Source organism: Granulicella sp. dw_53 (assembly GCF_018449545.1).
Lineage (GTDB): Bacteria > Acidobacteriota > Terriglobia > Terriglobales > Acidobacteriaceae > Edaphobacter.
In genome coordinates this window covers 17,713-39,727 of the sequence record NZ_JAAVUR010000025.1, presented here as the reverse complement: position 1 = coordinate 39,727, position 22,015 = coordinate 17,713, and the positions used below count along the sequence as shown (strand labels likewise).

Genomic DNA, 22,015 nt, shown 5'->3' with positions numbered 1-22,015 from the left:
AACAGCTACCTGCGAAAAATCCTGATCCATGGAGCACGTGCTGCCGTGGTGCGCATGAAACGAGAACGAGCACCCTTCGGAGCGTGGCTCGATGCGTTGCAGACCCGAGCACCGCTCACTGTTGTGGTCACAGCCACAGCCAATAAGCTGGCAAGAATTGCCTGGGCTGTGTTGTCAACTGGTAAGCAATATCGAGCGCTCCCGAGTTCGGCGAGCGCATAAACCCAGGGTGGAAAAGACGCCTTCGGCTTGGAAAGCGCTGACGCCCTTTCCACTTTCCCACCCTACGACGACAGTTGAACAGTTTACCCACCAAGGTCTGCATAGGAACAGTAAAGACGAAAGAACAGTCCCAACGGCGTGCCCGCAACCTGCCCTCAAGAATGGTCTTTAACGACCGCTCCCTTTATCAGGAACAGCACGCGCGCAACTCATCATGGCCAGGAGATCTGATCTCCACAAAAAGGCCGAATACATTTGCGCAGACATGGCTCTCGTCCCACGCTTTCCCCTTGCAGTTCGACGGCGGACCATACATTCTTGAGGTGCCCCCACTTTGCCGCGCGTTCTGGATCTCACGAAGGCAAACCATTATGGTCATCTGGGAACCACACGAGAAGAGTTCATCAGTCTCAACCCGTCTCGGTTCATTCTCAATGCCCGCCACGAACGAGAGATATGGGCCGGTAACCGTATTAGAGCACGGACATTGGATCCTTTGTCTGCGATGCGCCCAGCCGTGAAGCCGTAGGCTGTAGGCGACGCGGGCAAAGGCGGTTCTCTGCAGGCGGCGAGGGAACGTGAATAGAAGTTCACGGCCACACAGATTGACAACGATGCGAACTGCAATCTCAAACAGATGACGAGCCTAGAATCTTTGGTTTGTGAACTCTCAACGCGTCGATCTATTTGTGCTTCGGTCTCTATTAAGGAAGGTTGCCACTAATGCAAGTTGACTGCCATCTTGCCTGCAACTTTGGTTGCAGCAGCATTTGTTATGGACCCTCTTGACCGAAGAATCGCCTACGTCTAAATTTCATTCAGCAAGCACATAGCGGAGCTCCCGTTGTACCTTGAAGAACTGACCTAGTCTAGGTCCCTGCATGAAAGTGATAGCATATGTCTTCTCTTAGGTTCGGTCGATATGTAGCGTGGTATCTGCCTCGATGGTTTCCTCCCCTCAAGCTTTATAAGCTCAGCATGGGGGTTGGTGTTTCCTCCTCTGCCTGCTAATGCAGGTTCATAATCGTCTGTCATTCTTCCTTTTCCGGACTCAGAATTCGACCGGAGTGACCGTTAGTGGGAAGACTAAAGCCGTCAGGAATGTGAACTCGATCTATGTTCCATCCGAAGGAACATCTCTAATGCGCTTATCGATAGCTAAGCTCCATCTCTGCCTAATGATGGGAGGGACACTGCATGCACAGTCAATCAGTCCAAACCAGATCCAGGGCACAGCAGTTGTCCAAACTCCCGTGTCCTCATCACAGGGCGCCATGCAATTGAACGGGGTATGGAACGAGGAGCTATTTTCAGGCGGTACAGTCGTGGCAAGGGTGAATGCAGCGATCGCGGCCTGTGGCAGCAACCCCTGCTATATCGTGATCCCATCCTATGCGCCAACGGGCGTAGGATGGACTTCACCCGGCTCGAACGTCTCCATTGAAGATCAACGTTTCTATAACGGCGCGGGCGGATTCAATAACGGTGTCCCAGACTTCCACTATTTCCATCAGTACATAGTCAATGCCGCTGCTCTTCAATCCTGGGAGACGCTATCGGGTACCACAAATTCCGGTCCTTGGGCCTTAGACCTTGAATCGCTCGCAACTGATGGAGGAACCGCACATGATGGTATTCACGGAAATACGGGTGGCCTAACAATCTCATCGCATCGAACTGGCGGCAACCGGGCCTTATGGGGAGAAAACATCAATATCCAGTACGACAACTTCAACAACGTGGCCGATGGTCTTGAGATCGATCTGGGAAATAACAATAGTACGGACGACCCCGGAGATGGCACGGCAGGCATCGCCCTTAACCTCGTCGGTGGCAGCAACACCGGCAAGTATTCTGGAGTGGGAATACTGATTGGAAATGTTGGATCGCAGGGGCCGAACACAGGATTCGTGACTGCGATCGGTGTCAATGCCTATCGCGACTACGGCTTAAACCTTCAGAGCCGGACGAGCAAGACGGCGGATATCTTGATCGGTCTGCCTGATGCTGATCCTGCTAAGGTGGCAATCGCCGTTACTTCGAGTTCGGTATCCAACGCTCAGTTTGCAGTGTTTGATAATGGTGATTTGCGAGCGGCCAAAGGACAATTCAATACTTCCCTCACGGCTCTTACCTTGCAGATAGGAGGTGGCGCCACAATCTCTACATCAGATTCCATCGTTCAAGCTGGGTTCCTGACGACAGGACAAATTGCCTGCGTCAAATCGACATCGCCGCGCACCATTGGCAATTGTACTGGAGCGGTCAGTGGCACCGGCTCCTGCACCTGCAATTAGGAAACTTCATGCGTAATAAAATCTACTTCGCACTGTTGGCCGCACCTTTGATGGCGCAAGAAGCCCCAAAACTCACGAATGTTGAAGCGCTCACTCTTAAGGTTGCGATCTTAGAACATCAATTAGCGGAAGAGAAACAAACAATTGCCTATCTCAAGCAACAGCAGATGATTCAAAGCCTTTATATCAACCATGGATGGAGGGCAGAGGAAGTAAGACTTCAGGTCAACGGAGAGGGGATGCCAGAAGTGGTTCCAATCAAACAACCGTCTCAAGCTCCGAAGGTCCAAGAGCGTTAAGAAACGTTCCGGTACACATAGATCTGCGTGTTGCTTGACTAATTATCTGGGCTCTTCCTCACTTTTGGTGAAGATCGACTCAAAAGTGCTGCAAAGAAGCGAACCTCAGCAGTCGCCTCCAAACTTATGGTTGGCGACCTCCTAATGCTCATGAATTCAGCAACAGATTAGTGGCTCTCGACAAAATTGAGCAGAATCACCAAATGTACGGAAGAGCCCAAATAATTCTGAAAGTGACAGGCAGGGATTTCCGAGGGCTGAGAAGATGGAGACAGCGACTCGGCAGCTACTTGTCGTCCCAAGTTGGACTGAAGACGGCCAGCTCTTCTTTGGGCTTGACCATCTTGGCAATCGCCTCATCGCTCATCCCTTCGCGTTTCTCGTACAGCAGCTCCGCACCATCTTCCAAGCGGTCATAGATGGGATAGAGGCCGCGCAATCCCCTGAAGGTCACGCGAACATCTACGCCATCGCTGTTCGTGAAAACCCGATTTGCCGATTCGCCCAGAGTGAGGGCCTTACCGTATGCGACCTCCGGCGAATCGGCCTGGATTAGGATTGTGTTGATGTGAACTAGGTTCTCTGGCTGATCGGCGGACCGGAACTCTTCCACAAGCTCGCCGATGAACCATTCCGTGCTCTCAGGGATAAAAGGATCGCTCATAAAGTCTCCAGATCGTTCATGATTGAGTACTGTTTCGCCTGCAACCGAAAGCCTTCTGCGTCGCCTTGATCTTTTGCAGCCTGGCAGAATCTCGGGTCGTCGACTGTAGAAACGCTAGGGCAGCACAGATCGACGGGAATTTCCCGCTGCTGACCAGTTGCTGAGCCTCAGAAGTGATTCCTGTGTCCGCGACGTTCGTGCGTCCGCGATAGATGTTGTAGGCATCAATCCCAGCAATCGCTGCGGCACCTATAACTAAGAGCGAGTCTTCAATCGCCCCGCATGGCTCCGCGAGCTGGCAGACAATCGTACCTGCGACGGCACCGCCAGCAGCTTGGAAGGAACTCGGCCCTGCTCCGCAAGCGCCGAACTCGCATGCTGTTGAAGGCAGACCAAGCAATCCTCCCAGACCACCGCCGCCGAAGGCCGGTCCCCCGGCAGGCAGACCTATATGTTCGCTCCAGGGATTATTCCAATCAGGTGTTCCCGTGCCCTCGGGTCTCGGTGTCAGAGTCCCATGGAAGCCGGAGCCACCCCACCATCCTAATAGCTTTCCAAGATCATAGATCGCACCGGCCCCAGCGATAATGCCCGCACATGGGCCACAGAGGGCACCGGTAGGCCCGGGCGGCAATATGAACAGTCCCGTTGGATCGGTAGAAGTGAGCGGTCTGTCATTAACGTAGACATATCGGTTAAAGCTCTGGGGGTTTGAGAGGTCGAAGGAGCCGTTGTAGGGGTCAGGCGACATGAAGCGTCCGAGGGCGGAAAGATGGTATCTCGCATTGAAGTTGTCGAGACCGGATTCAGAGTCGCGCTCCTGGCCGGTGAACTTATAGTGATTACCGATACCAGGTGTTGTGAGGGGAACGGGACCACCCGCCTGACCAAACGGATAATAGGAATCAGAAGAGATCGGCCACCCACCTGCATCTGTCATGAATAGGACCGATCCCACCTGATCATAATGATAATAGGCGGTATTGAGCGGGTCGGAGGAATCCGGCGCCTTTTCCGTAATCACGGAAACACTACTTTCTGCAGCTCCAGGGGTAAATTGTGCGAGTCCCATCATAGTCCGGTCATAGATCGGAACAAATGTCCCATCCGTATGCACGAGGGAGATATCTCCGAGATAAATATCCCAATTACCCGGCGCGCCTCCTTGGTAATTGTAGAGATTCAGATTCGAAACAGTTAATCCAGCATATGGGCTAAGATCTGCCACCCGCTGATACCAATTATTCGTTCTTGTATCAGCATCGGTGAGCTCGCCATCGAGAGCTCGCAGCACACCAGAACTGCCGACAGTATTGTTGCTAAAGGCAACGCTGATTCCACCCCTACCAACCCCATCCTGATATTGTCGCCATGTGAGCAGATCCCCTGGTCTTATAACGGTACCGTTCGCATTGGTCAGTGACTGAGTGCCGGCAAAAGTATTCGTACTGCTGCAACCCGAGCAATTGGTCCCGCTCATGCGGATACGAATATCGTAGTTATCCGCTCGCGCCAGACGTTGACCGTTAGCAAAGATGTAGTCACTCCAGGTTCCATCGTCGTTTTTTTCCGCCATGGTCTGGCCGTTGAAATGAATGTATTCCGTCCATTGTCCGCCCGTATCCTTGCGAACGCGATTTCCATCGGCGTCATAGGTATAAACAGCCGCCCCATTGTTGACATTCGTCAGCTGGTTCTCCGCATCATACGCGTAGGTCGTCGTGAACAGCCCATTGTCGTACACGGCTGCATTTCCCGCTCCGTCGTAACCGATACCTTGAATCTGATTGTTCGGAAGCACACCGACCGATCCGCCCAAGGTTGCTGGGAATACCTGATTGAGATTACCGAAGGAATCGTATTGATAGGTCTGTTGCATACCTGCATCCGCCTGGATCATAGTAGATAGGCGGTTGAGGCTATCATAACTGTACGTTTGCGTATGACCACTCACTGAACCGTCGATAATACTCCAGATATTTCCATTATTGCCTATCCCGAATGAAGGACAAGCTGGAACGGCGTTGGGACTCGGGGACGGCGTTGCGGGGCCATAGCAGGCTTCCTTTAGAAGTAACCCTCGGTTGCCCGGAGCGTTTGCGTCGATCCGAGCGACATTCCAAGCCCAAGGCTGCTGGCGACTGTTACGCTCGAACCCACTGGCTACGCCATTCCCGCGCCAGATCGTCAACGAGCTTCCATCGGGATTGTAGGTAGACTGTGGTGTCAAATACTGGGCCCCGATAGCGTCCGTCACCGAAGAAAGATGACCACCGCTGTCCCACGTTTGATTTACGACGCGGCCATCGGGATAGGTGAGTGAAATGAGATTTCCGGCGAGATCATATTGAGCGTTCACTTGACTTGAGTAAGAAGGGCAGTCACTTGGAATGCAATACTGTTGTTTAATGATCCGGCCCATTGCATCGTAAGAACGAGCCGCAGCTGCATTGATGTCATTTGAAGAGTGGCTAAGCCGTCCAACACCGTTGGGTGCCCCACTCACGTCATACAGATATTCATAATGGACAGATCCGTCGGATGATGTTTTCGCAGTCAACCGGTTGAGCAGATCGTAGACGAAAGTGGTCGTGACTCCTCGCGCATCCGTTTTATTTATCATGTTGCCGTTGGCATCGTAGCCGTAGCCAACGGTCCCGGACTCAGGATTGGTAGCAGACGTCAAACGGGACAAGCTGTCATAAACAAAACCCCGCACACGCGGTACTTCTCCGGGCAATCCAAGTTGATTCATAGTGCGCAGATTATTCAGCAGGTCGTAGATATAACCTGTCGAAGCGCCAGTAGGCTCCGTAACGTTTAGCAAGCGGCCCAGCGCATCCGTGGTTTGCTGCCATGAGTGACCGCCCTCATCGGTAGACGTTGTCACATTTCCTCGATATGACCAACCGAGAGTACTACCATCGGGCTGAGTCTGGACCGTTGGACGGCTCAAGCCATCATATTGTGTCGTACAGGTACTGCCGTCTGTTGTGGAGGAGGATCCAACAAAATGCGGATTAGTAATACAAAAAACTCTCCCATTCAAATCGTAGCTTGTTTCGCTGGAAACTCCAGCTTGCACGACTTGAAATGGGCGTCCATAACTATCCGCTATGGCCTGAGAAGATATCGACGGATCAGGCGTTGCGAGTCTTGTACTATCTACTTCCCTCGCTGATGGATAGGTATAGGTCGTTTGCCCTCCGTCCGGATAAGTGACAGATTGGATGCGATTCAGCGCTGACTCATACGTATAGAGCGTGGAATGAATCGACCCCTGAGCGTAACTACTCTCATCATCGGAACGCGTCATGAGTCCCGTGCTCGGATCATAGACTGACGTGGAGATGTGTTGAACTCCATTGGTTGTTGGACGGGTCACCTGAGTGACGAAGCTGTCCGTACTGTCATGCCCATAGGTTGTGGTGCCATTGGGGTCGGTGCTGCTCAACACCGACCCGGCACTATCATATGTGGCCATGCTGCTGATGAGTGCGCCCGTCGTGTTGAGCCATCGCGAGGTAGTGGTGAGATTACCGCGGCTTCCTGTCACAGGCAGCGGTTCCTGGGGAATACTCGCTACGGGCGCAAGTGCAGCGTGGCCGGAACCTGCCGTTTCATCATAAACGTAAGATGTTTGGGCGATTTGATTTCCAACACCATCCTTAATGGTCACTTGAGTAGGCAGAGTTAGTCCGTTGCCCAAGTAGGAATACACAGAGTCTGTTTCGCGGGTCGGAGATGTAGGTGCTCCCCCAGAGGGATAATAATCCCATTCTTTGATCGAAGTGGGCAAGCCACCGGAGAAGTCCATAGTTGTAATTGTCTGTGATGTCAGACCAGATGGCAAAACTGTTTGGGTTGTTATGGTGCTTGGAACTTCGTAATTGCCAGCTGGCAGGCCAACCCCATTTACGTTTAGAACATAAGACAGTTGTGCATATGTGTATGCCGTATTGACGGACTTAAGCTTCGCTCCGCCACTTGCCAATCCTTGATAGGCATCGATCCCGCTATTCCACGAACCGCCGTCGAGGTACGAACCATTATCGAGGGTAAAGGTATAGACCGTATCGTTACCTGACGGACTAACCTTATCTGGAGGGCTGGTCACGGTGACTGTTTCCTGACAACCCTGGGTCGCTGTGCAGCGAGAAATAGTTGCCGGAGTAAACGTCGTTGTCCCACCATCCTTCAAACGGGTATGAACCCAACGATTTTGATTTTGAAAGGAGTCCTGGAAGTTTGTGTATCCATACTGGATCACGCCGCCTGTCGGCAAAGTTATGCTTGTTAGTTCACCGTAGTTTCCAGGCGCAGTGCCTGAATCATATGCAAAGGAGTAACTACTGCCGTCCGGCAGTTGAATACTCTGTACGCCGGTGAAAGTTCCAACGGATTCCGCGACCCCCGGTTGACCAAAACTGGTATTGAAGAAAATCGTTTCCGTAGTCAACGTATAACGCTGGTTTACACCGCCCTCGCCTAATACATCGAAAAAAGTGAGATTGCCGCTCTTGCTGACCTTGACCGGCGTCCGTCCGACCGTGTCGATGAGATTACCGCTGGCGTCCTGGGACCAATAATTGCCGTTCGCGTCAATGACTTTGGAGTTAAGGGAAGGAGTTTGCGTGAAAAAGGTGGGATTGTACTGGTTTCCCTGCCTGTCATAGACCGTAAGCGTCTCATAGTTCGAAACTGCCGCGAAATAGCCGCTACCATCGGTGGCGTAGGCAGTCGCAGCCGGGATCGCTTTGATCGGACCAGAGTAATTGAGGCAATGTGGACCACCACTTTGTAACTCTTGGGTTTGTGCGGTGTCGGAAAATGGATGTGTCGTTCCTTGGGAGTCCGTCCACGTAAATTTATAATGGATGGTATAGCCGAACCCAGCAGCTCCGTCACAGATAGCCGTTTCCTGAGCTGAGATGAAGCTGTATGTGCCAGATTGCACGCCCGATGAGAAGACCCATCCACCTACGGAGTTGGGAACATTTGTGGGCTGCCATGAGACACCGCCATTAGAGACAAGCTTCCATATGCGACTGTCGTAGATGAGGCGCTCATTGAGCTGTAGATTCCCTCGTTGTGCATTCGCAGCCAAGGGTATTTCAATATGGATATCGCCGTTATTGACGTTGATAAATCCATTCTCAATGGGAATCTGAGTACTAAACTGAGGGTTTCCAGTTTGATAGAGATAACTCTGGGCGTATATAGAATTCTGAACCGCCGCACCCGACACAAGGCAGAGAAATACCGCAAGTAGCTTTTTCACGAGCCATCCTTAGAAGGTAAAAAGAGAGGTTTCGACGGCGGGACTGAGTTGAATATTAGTCAACTGCAGGGACCATTGCCTTTGTCCATTGAGCGTCTGGCTATAGGAAAAAGGCAGAACAATTCCGTTGACAGTCTGATAGTCACCATAGGTAACTACCTGTAGATACTTCGCTCGATCTGCTGTATCGACTTGTATCCATGCCGCGCTCTTGAGGAGCAGGTGGGTCGTAGGATCAAAATAAAGATCCACAATGGTCGGTTGGGTGACGGTGACTGATGTAGCTTCAGTCGAAAAAGTATGCTGAACGGAGATCCTGTGCAATGATCGCCCGTTGATCGCAACGGTTCCTCGATCGAGAACTGAGGTTTGCGCGTCTGGAAAAGTAATCATCATCAATTGGGGGAAGGCGAAGAGACCATCTAAGGCCGTTGCCGGCGGCAACGTATGTTTCGTGCCATTGCTTTCCTGGATGATTCCGGACGTTCCGTGAATTCTAGTACTCCGCTGACCCGTGGTCGTATTCACATCCAGCCGGAATGAATCTCCATCTTTGATCGTCAAGACAGCTGGATTTTGACTTTGTGGAGCTTCAGGCGAAGTCAGCGTGCCGGTAGCCTGCATCCCGCTCCACGCTCTGCCATTCACTGCAGCGAGGAAGGCGGTAATTGCCTGCAGGGCTAGCGGATCGCTCTGCCCTGAGGCTAAAGGCGCTCCGGGATCGGCAATCTCGTTATCTTCGGCTCCCATTATTCGAGTGAAGTCCTTTGATGAAGGGCTCTCTGTCTGGGATTGGGCGAATGCGACGCCGCTAGATGCAATCCACAAAAAGATATGGGAGGTCGCTAGGAGGTGAGCGACGAGGATGAGAGCTTTTCGCAAATATGCATTACGGAACATTCTTATCTCCACAATAAGTCAGTCGAGTTAAAGCCATCTACCAACCTTGCAAACGAGGAGGATGAACAACTCCTACATTTCGGAATGGAAATGAGCAACAGCTTCAGATCGGAAAGCTAGAAGGAGATAGATACCGGTAATGCGAGGGATGGGGAGTAGGCAGAGAAACACAGCAGGCACAAAAATAGCTCATGTCCGAAAATCCTCTAGGAACAGAAGTAAAAAGTAAAAGGAAACAGTGCTAAAAATACCTCAGGTGGGCCTAACTGCCAATAGAAGAAAATAAATTTTCTTTTAGCTGTACTCAATCAAAAAAAAGGATATGTCATCAAAAGGATGAAGGCCACACCGCACTGCAGCTCCTTGGCCTGCTCCCGGGTCAGCCAGTTGCCCAGGCGGGTTCTCTTCTGGTTATACATGCCTGGATGACTGCGGCCGGCATCGAGGATGGCCGGTTACTACGGTCGGTCTCAAAGAGCGGGAAGATGAATGGCGATACGCTGAACGACTGGGCAGCCTGGCCGATAGTTGAATAGTCATCCTAGCAAATCGGGATCGAGCTGGGGCAATGGCATAGCCCTTACCCCACCAAATTCTGCGAAGGGTTGTTCTTCGTTGAAGGGGTGGTCAATCGTTTTGGTCGATATTTGCCAGCTTCTTTCGTTGAGAGAAGTTGATAACCGTCCCAAGGCAAGCTCGTGCCTTCATCAGGCTGTATGAATCGCGAGATTGCGGCCGGTTCAGTGGGGACATCTGTTATAGATCTTAGGGATGGTCGGTCAATGGGAACCGGATGCAACGAAGCTTTCATATTAGTAGCATAGAGTCCGCAGTAGCCAACAATAGGGGGATCCATGAAAATACTGCTATCCATTATGCTGTTCGCGTGCTTCTCCGCGTCCGCGCAAACGAATGATATTACCTACATAAATGGTGATGGCATAAACGATAATACGAGCGCAATACAGAATGCCGGCACTAATTGTTCATTGAATTGCAGGATTGTATTGATGAATAGCGTCGTGATGGGACAGGTTATGCTCCCTAAGACTAAAAACATAACTTTTAGTGGAAACTCTATTTCTTGCTTTGGCAACCCTTGTTTTTATCGTTCTTCAACGTCGGGAACGGTAAATAACAGAATCACCTTTGAAGGGTTAGCTCTCTACAAAAGCAACGCGGGTATTTTGATTCAGGATAATCTTGCGTTTTCTTCTTCGGGGAATCAAGGCATTTCAATCTTAAAAAGCAATTTTTATTTATCGTCTGGCGCGGTTGCGTATCGGACAACTGGAGCGGACTTCAATATTCTCGCAGATGACACTTTCACTAGCTCTGACGGTACCGGGGTCGGAATACAGCCTTATGGGACGACAACCGCAGTGAACAGTTCCCAAGTATCAACCGTAACGGGCTGTGTGTTCCGAGCTATGGTAGCGCTAAATCCTCTCGTTACGGGAATAGCGGCAGATGCCTGGGAAGGTTGGGTTTTCACCGGAAATCACTTCTGGGCGTCGACCGTATCGGTCCTTTCGGGAAACGCCATCAATTTCTTGAATAACCAGTTTGTTAATTCAAATTTCAATATTGATAGTTCCTTTAATGAAATCATCGAAGGAAATTACTTCGATACGAATGTTGCTGGAACTTCTCTATTGACAGTTACAAACACTCTGCATAACACCGTGTCGGTACAGATAGAGAACAATCATTTCGATGCCAATGGCACTCCAAACACTAGCATGGTCAATTTCGTAAATGCTGGACGAAGTTATCTAACGGAGCAAGTCACGCTTCACGGAAATACTTACACCGGAGGCTCCAACTCTTCAGCCAATCCAATATATGGCGTTGTGTTTGGCGACTCTGCATTAAGAAACGTTTATTTGAGTGGAGAAAATTTTAACATCGTTTACTCATGTCTTCATTTTACGGCGAACTTAAGTAAATCAACGATTGAGAGATTTGAGGCAAATAGTCCAGCGTTCTATGCTGACGGTTTGTCTACTTATGCCGACCAGTACGTCCGTTCTGATTTTCTGTACAAAAAGTTCATCATGCATTTGAGTGGTTACGTTCCTAGCCAATCCGCTGCTCAAAATGTTATTTCGACTCAAACCATTGTCTATCCAGAGTTTTTCACTCCTCCAGTAATCACATTGTCTCAAACCTCAGGCCAGACCTGCAGCACAAACATTGGATTTACAGTAAGCGACTCCTATCCAGGTTCGTTCTGGGTCAATCTCGTACAGAACGGTGCAAGTAGTGCCGTAGGATATGTCTCATGTGACGTCACGGTCGTTCTGGATGGCACGGTTTACGTGGCTCCCCGCTAAAGTGTTACGAAAAATCGGACAAAAGTTCAACTGAAAATGGCGATGGAACGCGGCGCGGCTTCACAGACCCAATGTAGTATGAAACAGAAATTTCCCGTCATGGCACATCTACAAACACTGGAGAGGACCCCAGTTGCACTGTTAATAAGTTATTGACAAGGGTTGGCGAAGGAATCGTAGAGTTTCCATCAATTGATGTAGAGATGACCGCTTCGTTGGCATCTGAAGGAACATTTCCGTTTCCGCCTGCTGCAAATTGTAAGAGGTTGATAGTCAATGCATGTGAGCCTCCTGCAGTCCACCCTACGATTCGAATCCGTGGACTCACAGCATTGGTCGAATAAGCAATTACGAAATCATTTGGAGAAATCGCGTTTCCGTTGGAATCGACCGCCCATCGATAAGAATTTGGTGAAGGTGCATTTGTATTCGAGATCGTTAGCCCTGACGGCGGCGATGGTACCATGACACCCGCGATCGCTTGGGCTTCATAGGCAACACTGTCCTCATAAACCCATTCAATATTTCCGCCACTGACAAAGTTCCGCGCCCATATTACAGACGAGCCATCTCGTGTAAAGGCTCTCAGATTATCAACGTTAGATGTTCCTATTAGATAGAGATCATTGCCAGAGAACGCGACATTTGAACAGAACTCGTCACTATGACCGCATTCTGAATCAGCACCGTTTGCCAGAGTAGATGGATTCTTAATTACAAGGTTATTGATGACTGATACATCGCTTGCATTGCTCACGTATATGCCGGTGGCATTCATGTCTATTGCGAGATTGTTTTGCAGTATTACGTTGTCGTCGGAGATTACGGTAGCCACACCACTTCCATCCTGTGGTGTGCCAACCCCGTTAATGAAGCCGTTGTGATAGAGACGGTTATTTTGGACGAGGCCCCAGACTGAGTAGGGTGAGATCGTGTTGTTGAGGTCTATCCCATCAGCGAAATTGTTCCACAACGAATTCCCGACGATCTGAAAATCTTTTGTCGGACTTGCTGGGTTATTGAAGGACACTTCTATACCTGAATACCCATTGTTGGTAATCTTATTTCCGCGAATTATTGTGTTCTGGTAATGGGAAGTGGATCCGTCGTTCACTGCCGGATCGTATCCGGAACCAAGATATATTCCATTGCCACGGACTTCAGAAATATTCACATTTGAGATCAGCAGATGTGTATTGGCAAACAACTTGATCCCCTGCCCACCGCCACTATCCCCCAGATCAGCCCGTGGCGTATATGAGATTGCAGAGGATTTTCTGATGTAGCAATTCGCAATGGTGACGCCACTATTTCCATTAAGATAGATTCCATCCCAAGAACCCACTCCGGCGCCACTTATGTTGGCGCTCAACTGTAGGTTCGTAACGCCGGATGCTGCTATGGCCTCTCCGTATCCGTTTCTGAGATAGGCATTGGGTGTCGAGGTTATGGTGATATTTGAGCCGCCACTGATCGAAAAGAGGGGATTTTTGCTAGGCGAGAAGGAGAATCCACCGGTAGAGGGGGAGGAAGTAAAGATGGAACTAACAATGCCTTCTATCTGGATTGTTATTCCGGTTCTATTGCCAAGAACAACAGTGGATATCCTCGAAGACCCGCGCACAATCAAGATATCGCCATCGACCATATGATCGATAGCTGCTTGCATGCCCACGGAATCATCCACGGTTTGCGAGTTCGATCCAGTAAATATTGTTGTAGTTGCGTGCCCAATACCAGGAACAAGCATTAAGGCCACGATCATTGCGGTGTAATAGCGGGAACCGATGAGCATTCGAAATTGTAATCATGATCTCTGTAAGTTCGCGTATTAATGTTTGGCAATAATTGGTCGGATGAAAGAAGGATCTTCTACTGAAGGTATAGGCAATGACATGACGCTTGGAAGCGTCACGCCGAATCTTACTGTCTTGCTATCAGGAGATCATGGGGGGTTGTTTACGCGGATGGTCGGGATCTCGCAGGGGTGTATAGCCTTACCATTTCAGGTCGAGTTTCTCCGGTCTCCTCAAGATATATCTCTGGGGTGAACCTCATTGCGGCGTGACTGAAAGCCCGCAGACACATTCAGATAGGCGTCCATGCTGACCTATGCTGCATGAGATGCCGGAGGTTCAAGACACTACGCAATACAAAGGGCTGTCACCAGGTAGCTTGGAGTTAAAACCGGAAAACTCACCGCTGGATGGGGCAATAGTGGATGAGACCGAACTGGCCTCATCCACTCGAGCGGACGATTACTCGTCGTCGGCTCCGTCCGCCGGATCATCGGCGGCTTCGATCTTGGAGAGCCGCTTGATGCTGGTGGCATGGATCTCAGCGATGCGGTGCTTGAAGGCGGTCTTTTTGACCTCGTCCTCTACCTCGCGATAGCGGAGGATGCCTTCCAGGGTGACGAGCTGGCCCTTCTGAAGGGTCTTGGCGAACGTGGAGAGATTGCTCCAGGCGAAGACGCGATGCCACTCGGTGCGGGTCTCGTAGTCGCCTTTGTCGTTCTTCCAGCTCTCCTGGGTAGCGATGCTGAGGATGACGTACTCGCGGTTGTTCTGAGCGGTTTTGGCTTCTGCGTTCTGTCCGAGGCGGCCGATGAGGATGACTTTGTTGAACATGGTGTTAGGCTCCGTTTCTTTGGTTTGTGCCGCTGTCTGCGGTACAAGCTTGCCCATAGGGTGTGCCGCCGCGACCCACTCCCTCGGCGACTGGACGGAATCTGCGGAAGGGGACCACAGCTTGCCTGGGGGCAGGAGTCCGCACCTCGGAGACGCGCATAGCGGATTCTGGGAAGGAGAGCGTGCGTCCGAAGGGCGGGGGTGTCTTGAGCGCGGCACGCTGAACGCAGACAGAAGGACAAACCGTAAGGGAGCCGGCCCGTTCAACGGCCATCCTCACGACGCGAGTCGCAAAAGCCAGCTCAAAGTCCGTAGAGTCATCCCTCACGCGCAGGAAGGAAGAACGATAAAGGAGACTCTCTGCACCGATGCTCATCGCTCCGCCCATCTCCTGGCCTTCGCCATGGTCCTTCGGATGTAGGCAGCTCGCCTGGAAGGACTGGGATCGCGGGAGAGGTAATGGTCTTCGAGAGCACCTCCGATCCGGTCTTCATCCATGCCATGGGCGTAAGCGGCGAGACAGAAGGCGATATCGGCTGCGGCGGGACGGTCGCGGTACTTGGTGGAGATTCGGAATCGTTCCAGGGACAGGTTCGAGATCTTCGGTCCCCTCTGGGGAGAAAGAGAACGTCGTAGCCGCTCGGCCTCGTATTCCTGCTCGCGGTCCTGGTACAGCTGGGTGATCTCCAGCTCAAAGGCTGTTGCCATGGGGTACTGCTGTCCGGTGTGGCTGTGCAGGCGCACGAAAGGGAAGAGGCCGTCCGGTCTTCTGTGCTGGGGTTTGCAGTTGGTGAAGCCGGGCAGCCGCCCGAACCGCCGCCAGTCGGCGGCGCTGGGATCGGCATCGTAGCGAGCCGCCAGGGTTTGGGCGGCGAAGGTTCCGAGGGGTTTTGGGAAAGCGGTTGAGTGTTTGAGCCACGCCTGAAAGTTGCCGGGGCTGGTCTCGACGACGGCGCAGGGATGGAACCCATCCGCCGCGAGTCTGGCGAGCGAGTCCTGGTCGAGATCGTCGAGCAAGGTGAAGCGATGCTCGCCGGAAGGGCGGAGATAGATGTGAGAACCGCGGGCGTTGCGGTACTTGAGCAGTGGAATCCTGGTCAGTACCGCCTCGGCGGGAATGCAATCGAGTCCGGGGAGCATGCCACGCTCGCTGAGGACACCGAAAGTCTAGGCTCCCTCTCCGCCCGTCCTGTCATGGCGGAGCTTGACAACCGAGTCTAAGAGCAACTAGATTCAGCATCCAATTATTTTTACGTCCTACTTTATGTTGAGGGACTATGCGTCACTTGTGTAGCGCTTTCTGTCTCGCCCTGTGCTGTCTTCGTCCATCAACTGGTGGTAGTCAAACCGTTAGCCCTTCAGCTTTTCAGGAACAGGCAAAAGCGTCTGCTTTAGACGGTAAATCCATTTCGGCCGTACACCTCTTCGGGACCGCAGAGTGGATCGCCGGTTCCCTTCATGAGAGCGGAGATGCAACTCTTTCTGCGAAACTCGATGGATCGTCGAAGGTAGAACTCAGTCTATCAACGTCTAGTAGAACTGAGATGCAGAGCCCAAGCGGGTCTGGAAGGACCTGCCACTGGACGGATGCTACGGGAGCGGATCATAGAATTTCAAGAGCGAATTGCCTCATTGCGATCCCGTGGTTTGCCCCTACTCTATTCACTCAGCTTTCGCCGCTACAGCCCGCGACACTTGTCATAACGGATGATGGCTCCATAACGAAAGACGGAGTTACATACCATCAGATTAGCTATCACCATGCATGTGACAGTGACAATGTCGTTCCGAAGAAGTGGATGAAAGATATAGGCGCGGTCAAGGTATTTTATGAGCCTGTAACACTCCTCCCATCCACTCTTTCCTACGTCCTACAATCCGATCGCAACCAACTTCAGGGCATCGAAGTTAGCGTTGTTTTCAGCGACTACCGCCGGACCGATGGCATTATGTTGCCCTTTCACATTGAAAGGTACATTCAGCGTACCCTCCAACTCACGTTGAATATCACTAACGCCTCAATTGAATAACTTTATGGTTGTCGGAGGTTTATGGCCATGGCCTGCACGTTACGTTTATGCTGTGTTTTTGTGCTTTTCTTTGGCGCTTCCTCTTTCCTGATGGGACAACCTGGTGGGACTGGCATATATTCCTTCGGATCATTTGACAACCGAGTTTTTGACTCCATCAATATCGGAAATCTAAATGTGCATTTCAGCATTCCAGTATTTTCAAAGCCGGGGCGCGGAATACAGTTTAGCTACAATCTTGGGTACGATAGCCTCATTTGGTCCGCTACGGGGGCAAGTGGAGTCAACGCTTGGACACCATCACAAAGCTTTGGTTGGTTAGCTGATACAGCCGTCATTACTGGATATGCTACTTATGAAGTGGAGGCAGATCCAGAAGTCTACAGAACGAGCCAGAATGGGCATCAAGTTTCAATCGATTGCACGAACTATATCTATCAGCCTTTCGTCTATGTCGACGCTGTAGGCGTTTCGCATACATTCACAGGCACAGGGAGTAGCCAAACAGCTGACAATAGAAACTGTCACGGGCAGACGGGTGCGAATCGTCCTAATTTAACGGCTATGGCAAGTGATGGTTCTGGCTACAAGATTACCGTAACGAACTACACAGACATTGTGATCACCGACGCGAGAGGCAGCAGCTTTGTTCCCCCTGTTAACACTACCGGAGGTTCGGGAAATGTCACGGATACAAACGGCAATCAAATCTCGACAGATGGAAGCGGAGTCTTCACGGACACTTTAGGTACCCACGCATTGACCATTGCGGGATCTGGTTCGGCATCGAGTCCTCGTACCTTCACCTATCCAGTGACATTGCAAGCGGACGGTGCCGCAACAGCGACGGCGACTCAGTACTATAGAACATATACCGTGCAGACTAATTTTAGTTGCCCCGGTATCGCAGAATACGGGGCAAACGGCGTCGATCTCCTGGATCACATCACTCTTGCTAACGGAGGAGTCTACAGCTTTTCTTATGAAGTTACTCCTGCAATGAGTGGGTCCGTCACCGGCAGGTTAGCTTCAGTCACGCTGCCCACAGGGGGAACGATCAACTATACCTATAGCGGTGGTTGCAATGGGAGCGGTATAAACGCAGACGGCACCGTCGGGAGTCTGACGCGCACGACGACGGATGGAACGAGAAGCTACAACCGCTCACCTATCAACAGCAATGCTACTGCCACCATACTCCAAGACGAGAAAAACAACCAAACCCTATATCAATTCACTATCGTCGGCGGTTCCTTTTACGAGACTCACAGGCAGATCTATCAGGGCGCGATGGGTGGATCGAATTTGCTGGATCAATTCACCTGCTATAACGGTGCTCGCCCCAACTGCGACGGAGCTGCAATTGCTTTGCCGATTTCAAGCACGGTTGTAATTAACAACTACAACAATGGCAGCCCAATGGAGATAGATAATACATATAGCGCAAATGGCTTACTGACATCGTCAGCAATAAAGAACAGCAGCTCGAACTTGGAGTCCATGTTAGTGAGCTATAACGCTCTTGCGGAAGTCGCATCGGTACTTGTCAGAGATAGCTCAAACAATACCATTTCTTCATCCAACTATGGGTATGACGAGGGATCTCCCACTTTCACATCAGGAATACCGCAGCATCTAGCGGTCACGGGAGCAAGAGGAAATCTGACGTCGGCTTCTTCCAATGGAAGTGGAGTTATTGATACGACAATGACATATTACGACACAGGAGCCCCCATTTCCACCACAACACCGAACGGGACAACGCATTATAGCTATGACTCAACGCAGACCTTCGTGACTTCTACCACTCTTCCGACACCATTAAGCGGTGTCGAACTCGCAACATCTGCGAGCTACGATCAACAGACGGGCGCTCTGATCTCTGCGACTGGTATGAATGCGGGCCAAATCACGCAAATAGCACAATATGAACGACTACTTCGTCCATCACTTGTCTCCCTGCCTAACGGGGGTCAGGTCCAAATAAACTACGAAAGCCCGAACCAGATAGGTCGATACCAGCCTATGGGTAATGGAACCGCTGCCGGTATTGAAACACTAGTCGATGGATATAGTCGGCCGAGCCGCGTCGCTGTGGCGAATGGACAGTCCAGCAATCCGTGGTATCAAACCGATTATTGTTACGATGCCGCGGGTCTGCTCCAATTTCAATCAGTCCAATACCAAGGGGATGGATGGGGAACACCGAAACGGTGTTCCGGAAACGGCACCAGCTATGTCTACGATGCCCTTGGCCGGGTAACGAGTTTGACGACTCCGGATGGAACCACCCAATATCAGTACAACGGGCGAGCAGAAAAGATCACTGATGTGAATGGTGTTCAGAGAATCACTCAATATGATTTGCTCGGTCGCATATCGAGTGTCTGTGAAATCTCGTCTAATAGTAGTATGCCCGGATCGGGATCGCCTGTTGTATGCGGTATGGATATTTCTGGCACTGGTTTCCTCACAAGCTACTCATATGATCTTGCGGCCCACTCAACCACCATTACGCAGGGAGCACAGTTGAGAGTGATTACGACGGATTCGGCTGGACGCATTATCCAAATGGTTGAACCCGAACGAGGGACAACAAACTACAGCTATAGCTACAACAGCGCAGGGCTTGTGGTGACGCGCAAGAGACCTCGAGCAAATCAGATAAATCCAGCTGTTCTGACCACAACGACGACGCAACTTGATTCGCTAAGCAGACTGCGGTCTATCACTTCTGACGACGGCATAACACCCAGCAGGTATTTTGGTTTTGACGCACCTGCCGGATGGGTCGAAGGTCAAAGCAATGTAAAAGGCATGCTCTCGTACGCCCAGGGAGGCTCCAATCCCAATCAGGCGACCTCCATTTACAGCTACGACCTGATGGGGCAACCGACTCAGTTGTATCAATGCCTACCCTCTGGCTGTGGCAACGCAACACAGGATCACGGCGTTACGGCCACATATGACTTGGTAGGGAATCTTACGAGTGAAACCGACGGTGCTACTGGAGGAATTGTCTATTCTCGCAGCCCGGCGGGTGAAGTCACATCCATAACCAACTTAAATTACACGGATAGCTACAACCCTCCCAACCTCGTGTCAAATGTTGTCAATGGACCTAATGGACCGATCAGCTACACACTCGGTAACGGATTAAATATTTATAAAGCCTACGACACCTCTGGGAGATTCTTTGCGCAATGGGTCTGCAGTGGCCCAGCACAATTCAACTGCGGGGGGCAACTTTACGGCACAGATGCCTATCGTTCCGGGGACAGAGTTACAGCGATGGACGATACGGTATTAGGTGCCTCGAGATGGTTTGGCTACGACGAGTTCGATAGGCTTACATCCTCAATACGAATCAACAACGGTGATCAAAGCAATTTTAGCTACACTTATGATCGTTATGGCAACCGCTGGGCACAGACAGTGACGCAAGGCAGTGGGCCGCAGCCTAATTTGAGTTTCGATCCCGCGACCAATCGGATCAGTAGTACAGGCTATTCCTATGACGCTGCGGGAAATCTAACTTTCGACGGTCAACATACCTACCAATATGATGCAGAAGGTAATGTCCTAACAATGGATGGTGGCAACACCGCACAATATACTTATGATGCAATGAACCGCCGGGCTCGAGAGCAAACTGCCAATTCGACATTCGAATATGTTTTCGATTTCGCGGGCAAACATGTCTCGCGCTGGAATGTTTTGCTCAACAGTTTTGGAGATGAGGGACGCATCTATTGGGACGGTAAGCCGCTTGCTGTTCGCGCCTTCAATGGGCAAACTTTCTTCGAACATCAAGATGTTCTTGGAACCGAACGTATGAGGACAAATTATCAGGGACAAGTTGCGGAGGCCGACAACTCTTTATCTTTTGGTGATGGCTACTCAACGAATGTCCTCCTTCCCTATGCCGATCAGGACAACCGTCACTTCGCCCTTCTCGACTATGATTCTGCTTCCAACACCGATCATGCCCGGTTTCGCCAGTACTCGCCAACGCAGGGTCGCTGGATGAGCCCAGATCCTTACGACGGAACCTATGACTCGCTCGAACCACAGAGTTTCAACCGCTATTCATATGTCATGAATCGGCCCCTATCAGCGGTAGATCCTCTGGGCTTGGCGTTAAACTGCATAACCTTAACTTTCACCGTCAATGGAGAGTTTAATGGCACGGAAACTAACTGCATAGATAGTGGTAGCGGACCTGGTGGTGGTCCTGGGGGTGGTTCTGGCAGCAAGGGTGGTGCCAGTGCCCCAAATAACACCGGTAAACCGTGTAGCGTTGGACAGCGAGCTCAACTTTTGGGAAGTGGAGTCCTAAACCTCGCACTTGCTGCGGGCAAATTCACGGGTGCAGCCGGAGTCGAGGTGGGAAGCTCCGGTATAGGAACCGCACTGGCACTTTACGGGGTCTATAGCGGGGCGGGAAATCTCACATCCGGATTAATCCAAACGGTAGGAGCGTTTTCTTCAAACCCAAGCTTGTTTCAGCAAGCGGCATCGGTTAGTTCGGCCGTAGGATCAGTAGCGGGCTTGACAACCCTGTTCGCAACAAATGGAAATCTTACTGCGGCTTCAAATGCAGCACGCTTTGAGAATTTTGGGTTGTTTGGACTTAAGGGCGGTCTAGGTGGCTCCTTTAATCCGCTCAGCGCTACTGGAACCGCTGTTAATGCGGCTAAACAGGTGGGTATTCCTATTGGCTGTCACTGAGGAGCTTTTGTATGAAAAAACAGCTGTTGTTATTACTTGCGTGGACTAGTACGGCAATATTGCTAGCGGTCCTCGTCGTTATGAGAGGATATGCGTCGCTGGAGACTGTTTCTCTAGCGATAATGACCGCTTTCGGTTCGGTCACGGGCCTATTACTTTGGTGGAATAGGAAACGTGGACAGGATGTTCGTAACGGAAAATCTGACAAGGCAGGCTTTTCAATAATATGGCTCTTAGTATCCTTTGCCGCGAGTGCCATCGTCGCCATTGTTCAAGCGATGCGCGAAAAATGGGATGTCGGAGACACTATTGGGTTAGGTTTTTTCCTGCTCTTTTCCTCCTTGTCTATTTATGAATTCCTGCGACGTCGGCGAAAAGATCAATCTTGAATGAGCAATCATGGGGATCGATACAACTACGATATATTCTCACTTTTGTGTATTTGGTTGCTCCAAATAAAGTCAGAACTGTCAGCAGGTCGAGCCAGGGCGGGACAGTATGCTGCGGCGACTGTGCAAGTAGCCGCGCTGATGTCACGCTGCACTCGAATGTCGGAATAGCTCGAGCACTTCGGCGCCCACGACCTCCGCCGAACCTGCGCGAAGCCGTGCCGGAAGAGTGGCGG

At 51.0% G+C, this 22,015-nt stretch carries 12 protein-coding genes and 1 pseudogene; 6 read left to right on the top strand and 7 right to left on the bottom strand.

Annotation, left to right across the window (positions count from 1 at the left end; translation table 11 throughout):
• The 3 genes and pseudogenes from HB393_RS23885 to HB393_RS23875 form a co-directional block, all read left to right on the top strand.
• Positions 1-222: pseudogene (locus tag HB393_RS23885) on the top strand (IS110 family transposase); the annotation flags it as partial.
• Between the two features lie 1,142 nt (positions 223-1,364).
• On the top strand, positions 1,365-2,519 hold the full coding sequence (locus HB393_RS23880; protein WP_213807736.1) for a hypothetical protein: 1,155 nt from the start codon (positions 1,365-1,367) through the stop codon (positions 2,517-2,519).
• An 8-nt stretch (positions 2,520-2,527) separates the two neighbouring features.
• Complete coding sequence (locus tag HB393_RS23875; protein ID WP_213807735.1) at positions 2,528-2,818, top strand: hypothetical protein; 291 nt, start codon at positions 2,528-2,530, stop codon at positions 2,816-2,818.
• 286 nt (positions 2,819-3,104) lie between these two features.
• Here HB393_RS23875 and HB393_RS23870 read toward each other — a convergent pair whose 3' ends face one another.
• The 3 genes from HB393_RS23870 to HB393_RS23860 are packed head-to-tail and all read right to left on the bottom strand — an operon-like array spanning position 3,105 to position 9,663.
• Positions 3,105-3,482, bottom strand: coding sequence for a DUF4288 domain-containing protein (locus HB393_RS23870; RefSeq protein WP_213807734.1), 378 nt, complete (start codon positions 3,480-3,482; stop codon positions 3,105-3,107).
• Positions 3,483-3,498: 16 nt separating this feature from the next.
• Positions 3,499-8,763, bottom strand: coding sequence for an RHS repeat-associated core domain-containing protein (locus HB393_RS25720; protein WP_213807733.1), 5,265 nt, complete (start codon positions 8,761-8,763; stop codon positions 3,499-3,501).
• Between the two features lie 9 nt (positions 8,764-8,772).
• Positions 8,773-9,663: a hypothetical protein gene (locus tag HB393_RS23860; RefSeq protein ID WP_213807732.1), complete on the bottom strand. Its 891-nt coding sequence runs from the start codon at positions 9,661-9,663 to the stop codon at positions 8,773-8,775.
• A gap of 1,010 nt (positions 9,664-10,673) precedes the next feature.
• On the opposite strand from HB393_RS23860, the gene HB393_RS23855 reads away from it, so the two are divergent.
• The gene (locus HB393_RS23855) at positions 10,674-11,999 is read left to right on the top strand and encodes a hypothetical protein (protein ID WP_213807731.1); all 1,326 of its coding nucleotides are present in this window, start codon (positions 10,674-10,676) and stop codon (positions 11,997-11,999) included.
• A gap of 97 nt (positions 12,000-12,096) precedes the next feature.
• Here the strand turns inward: HB393_RS23855 and HB393_RS23850 are convergent, their stop codons facing one another.
• The 4 genes from HB393_RS23850 to HB393_RS23835 form a co-directional block, all read right to left on the bottom strand.
• Positions 12,097-13,794, bottom strand: a complete 1,698-nt coding sequence (locus HB393_RS23850; RefSeq protein ID WP_213807730.1) for a right-handed parallel beta-helix repeat-containing protein — start codon at positions 13,792-13,794, stop codon at positions 12,097-12,099.
• A gap of 463 nt (positions 13,795-14,257) precedes the next feature.
• Complete coding sequence (locus tag HB393_RS23845) at positions 14,258-14,629, bottom strand: single-stranded DNA-binding protein (RefSeq protein ID WP_213807729.1); 372 nt, start codon at positions 14,627-14,629, stop codon at positions 14,258-14,260.
• A 4-nt stretch (positions 14,630-14,633) separates the two neighbouring features.
• A complete protein-coding gene (locus tag HB393_RS23840) occupies positions 14,634-15,005 on the bottom strand; it encodes a hypothetical protein (protein WP_213807728.1) in 372 nt (123 codons plus the stop codon).
• Complete coding sequence (locus tag HB393_RS23835) at positions 15,002-15,769, bottom strand: RepB family DNA primase (RefSeq protein WP_213807727.1); 768 nt, start codon at positions 15,767-15,769, stop codon at positions 15,002-15,004. Before HB393_RS23835 ends, HB393_RS23840 begins: the two co-directional genes overlap by 4 nt.
• Before the next feature lie 911 nt (positions 15,770-16,680).
• On the opposite strand from HB393_RS23835, the gene HB393_RS23830 reads away from it, so the two are divergent.
• Positions 16,681-21,390 carry an RHS repeat-associated core domain-containing protein gene (locus HB393_RS23830; protein WP_213807726.1) on the top strand — a complete coding sequence of 1,570 codons (4,710 nt, stop codon included), beginning with the start codon at positions 16,681-16,683 and terminating at the stop codon, positions 21,388-21,390.
• Between the two features lie 11 nt (positions 21,391-21,401).
• Positions 21,402-21,779 carry a hypothetical protein gene (locus tag HB393_RS23825; RefSeq protein ID WP_213807725.1) on the top strand — a complete coding sequence of 126 codons (378 nt, stop codon included), beginning with the start codon at positions 21,402-21,404 and terminating at the stop codon, positions 21,777-21,779.
• The last annotated feature ends 236 nt before the right edge of the window (positions 21,780-22,015 follow it).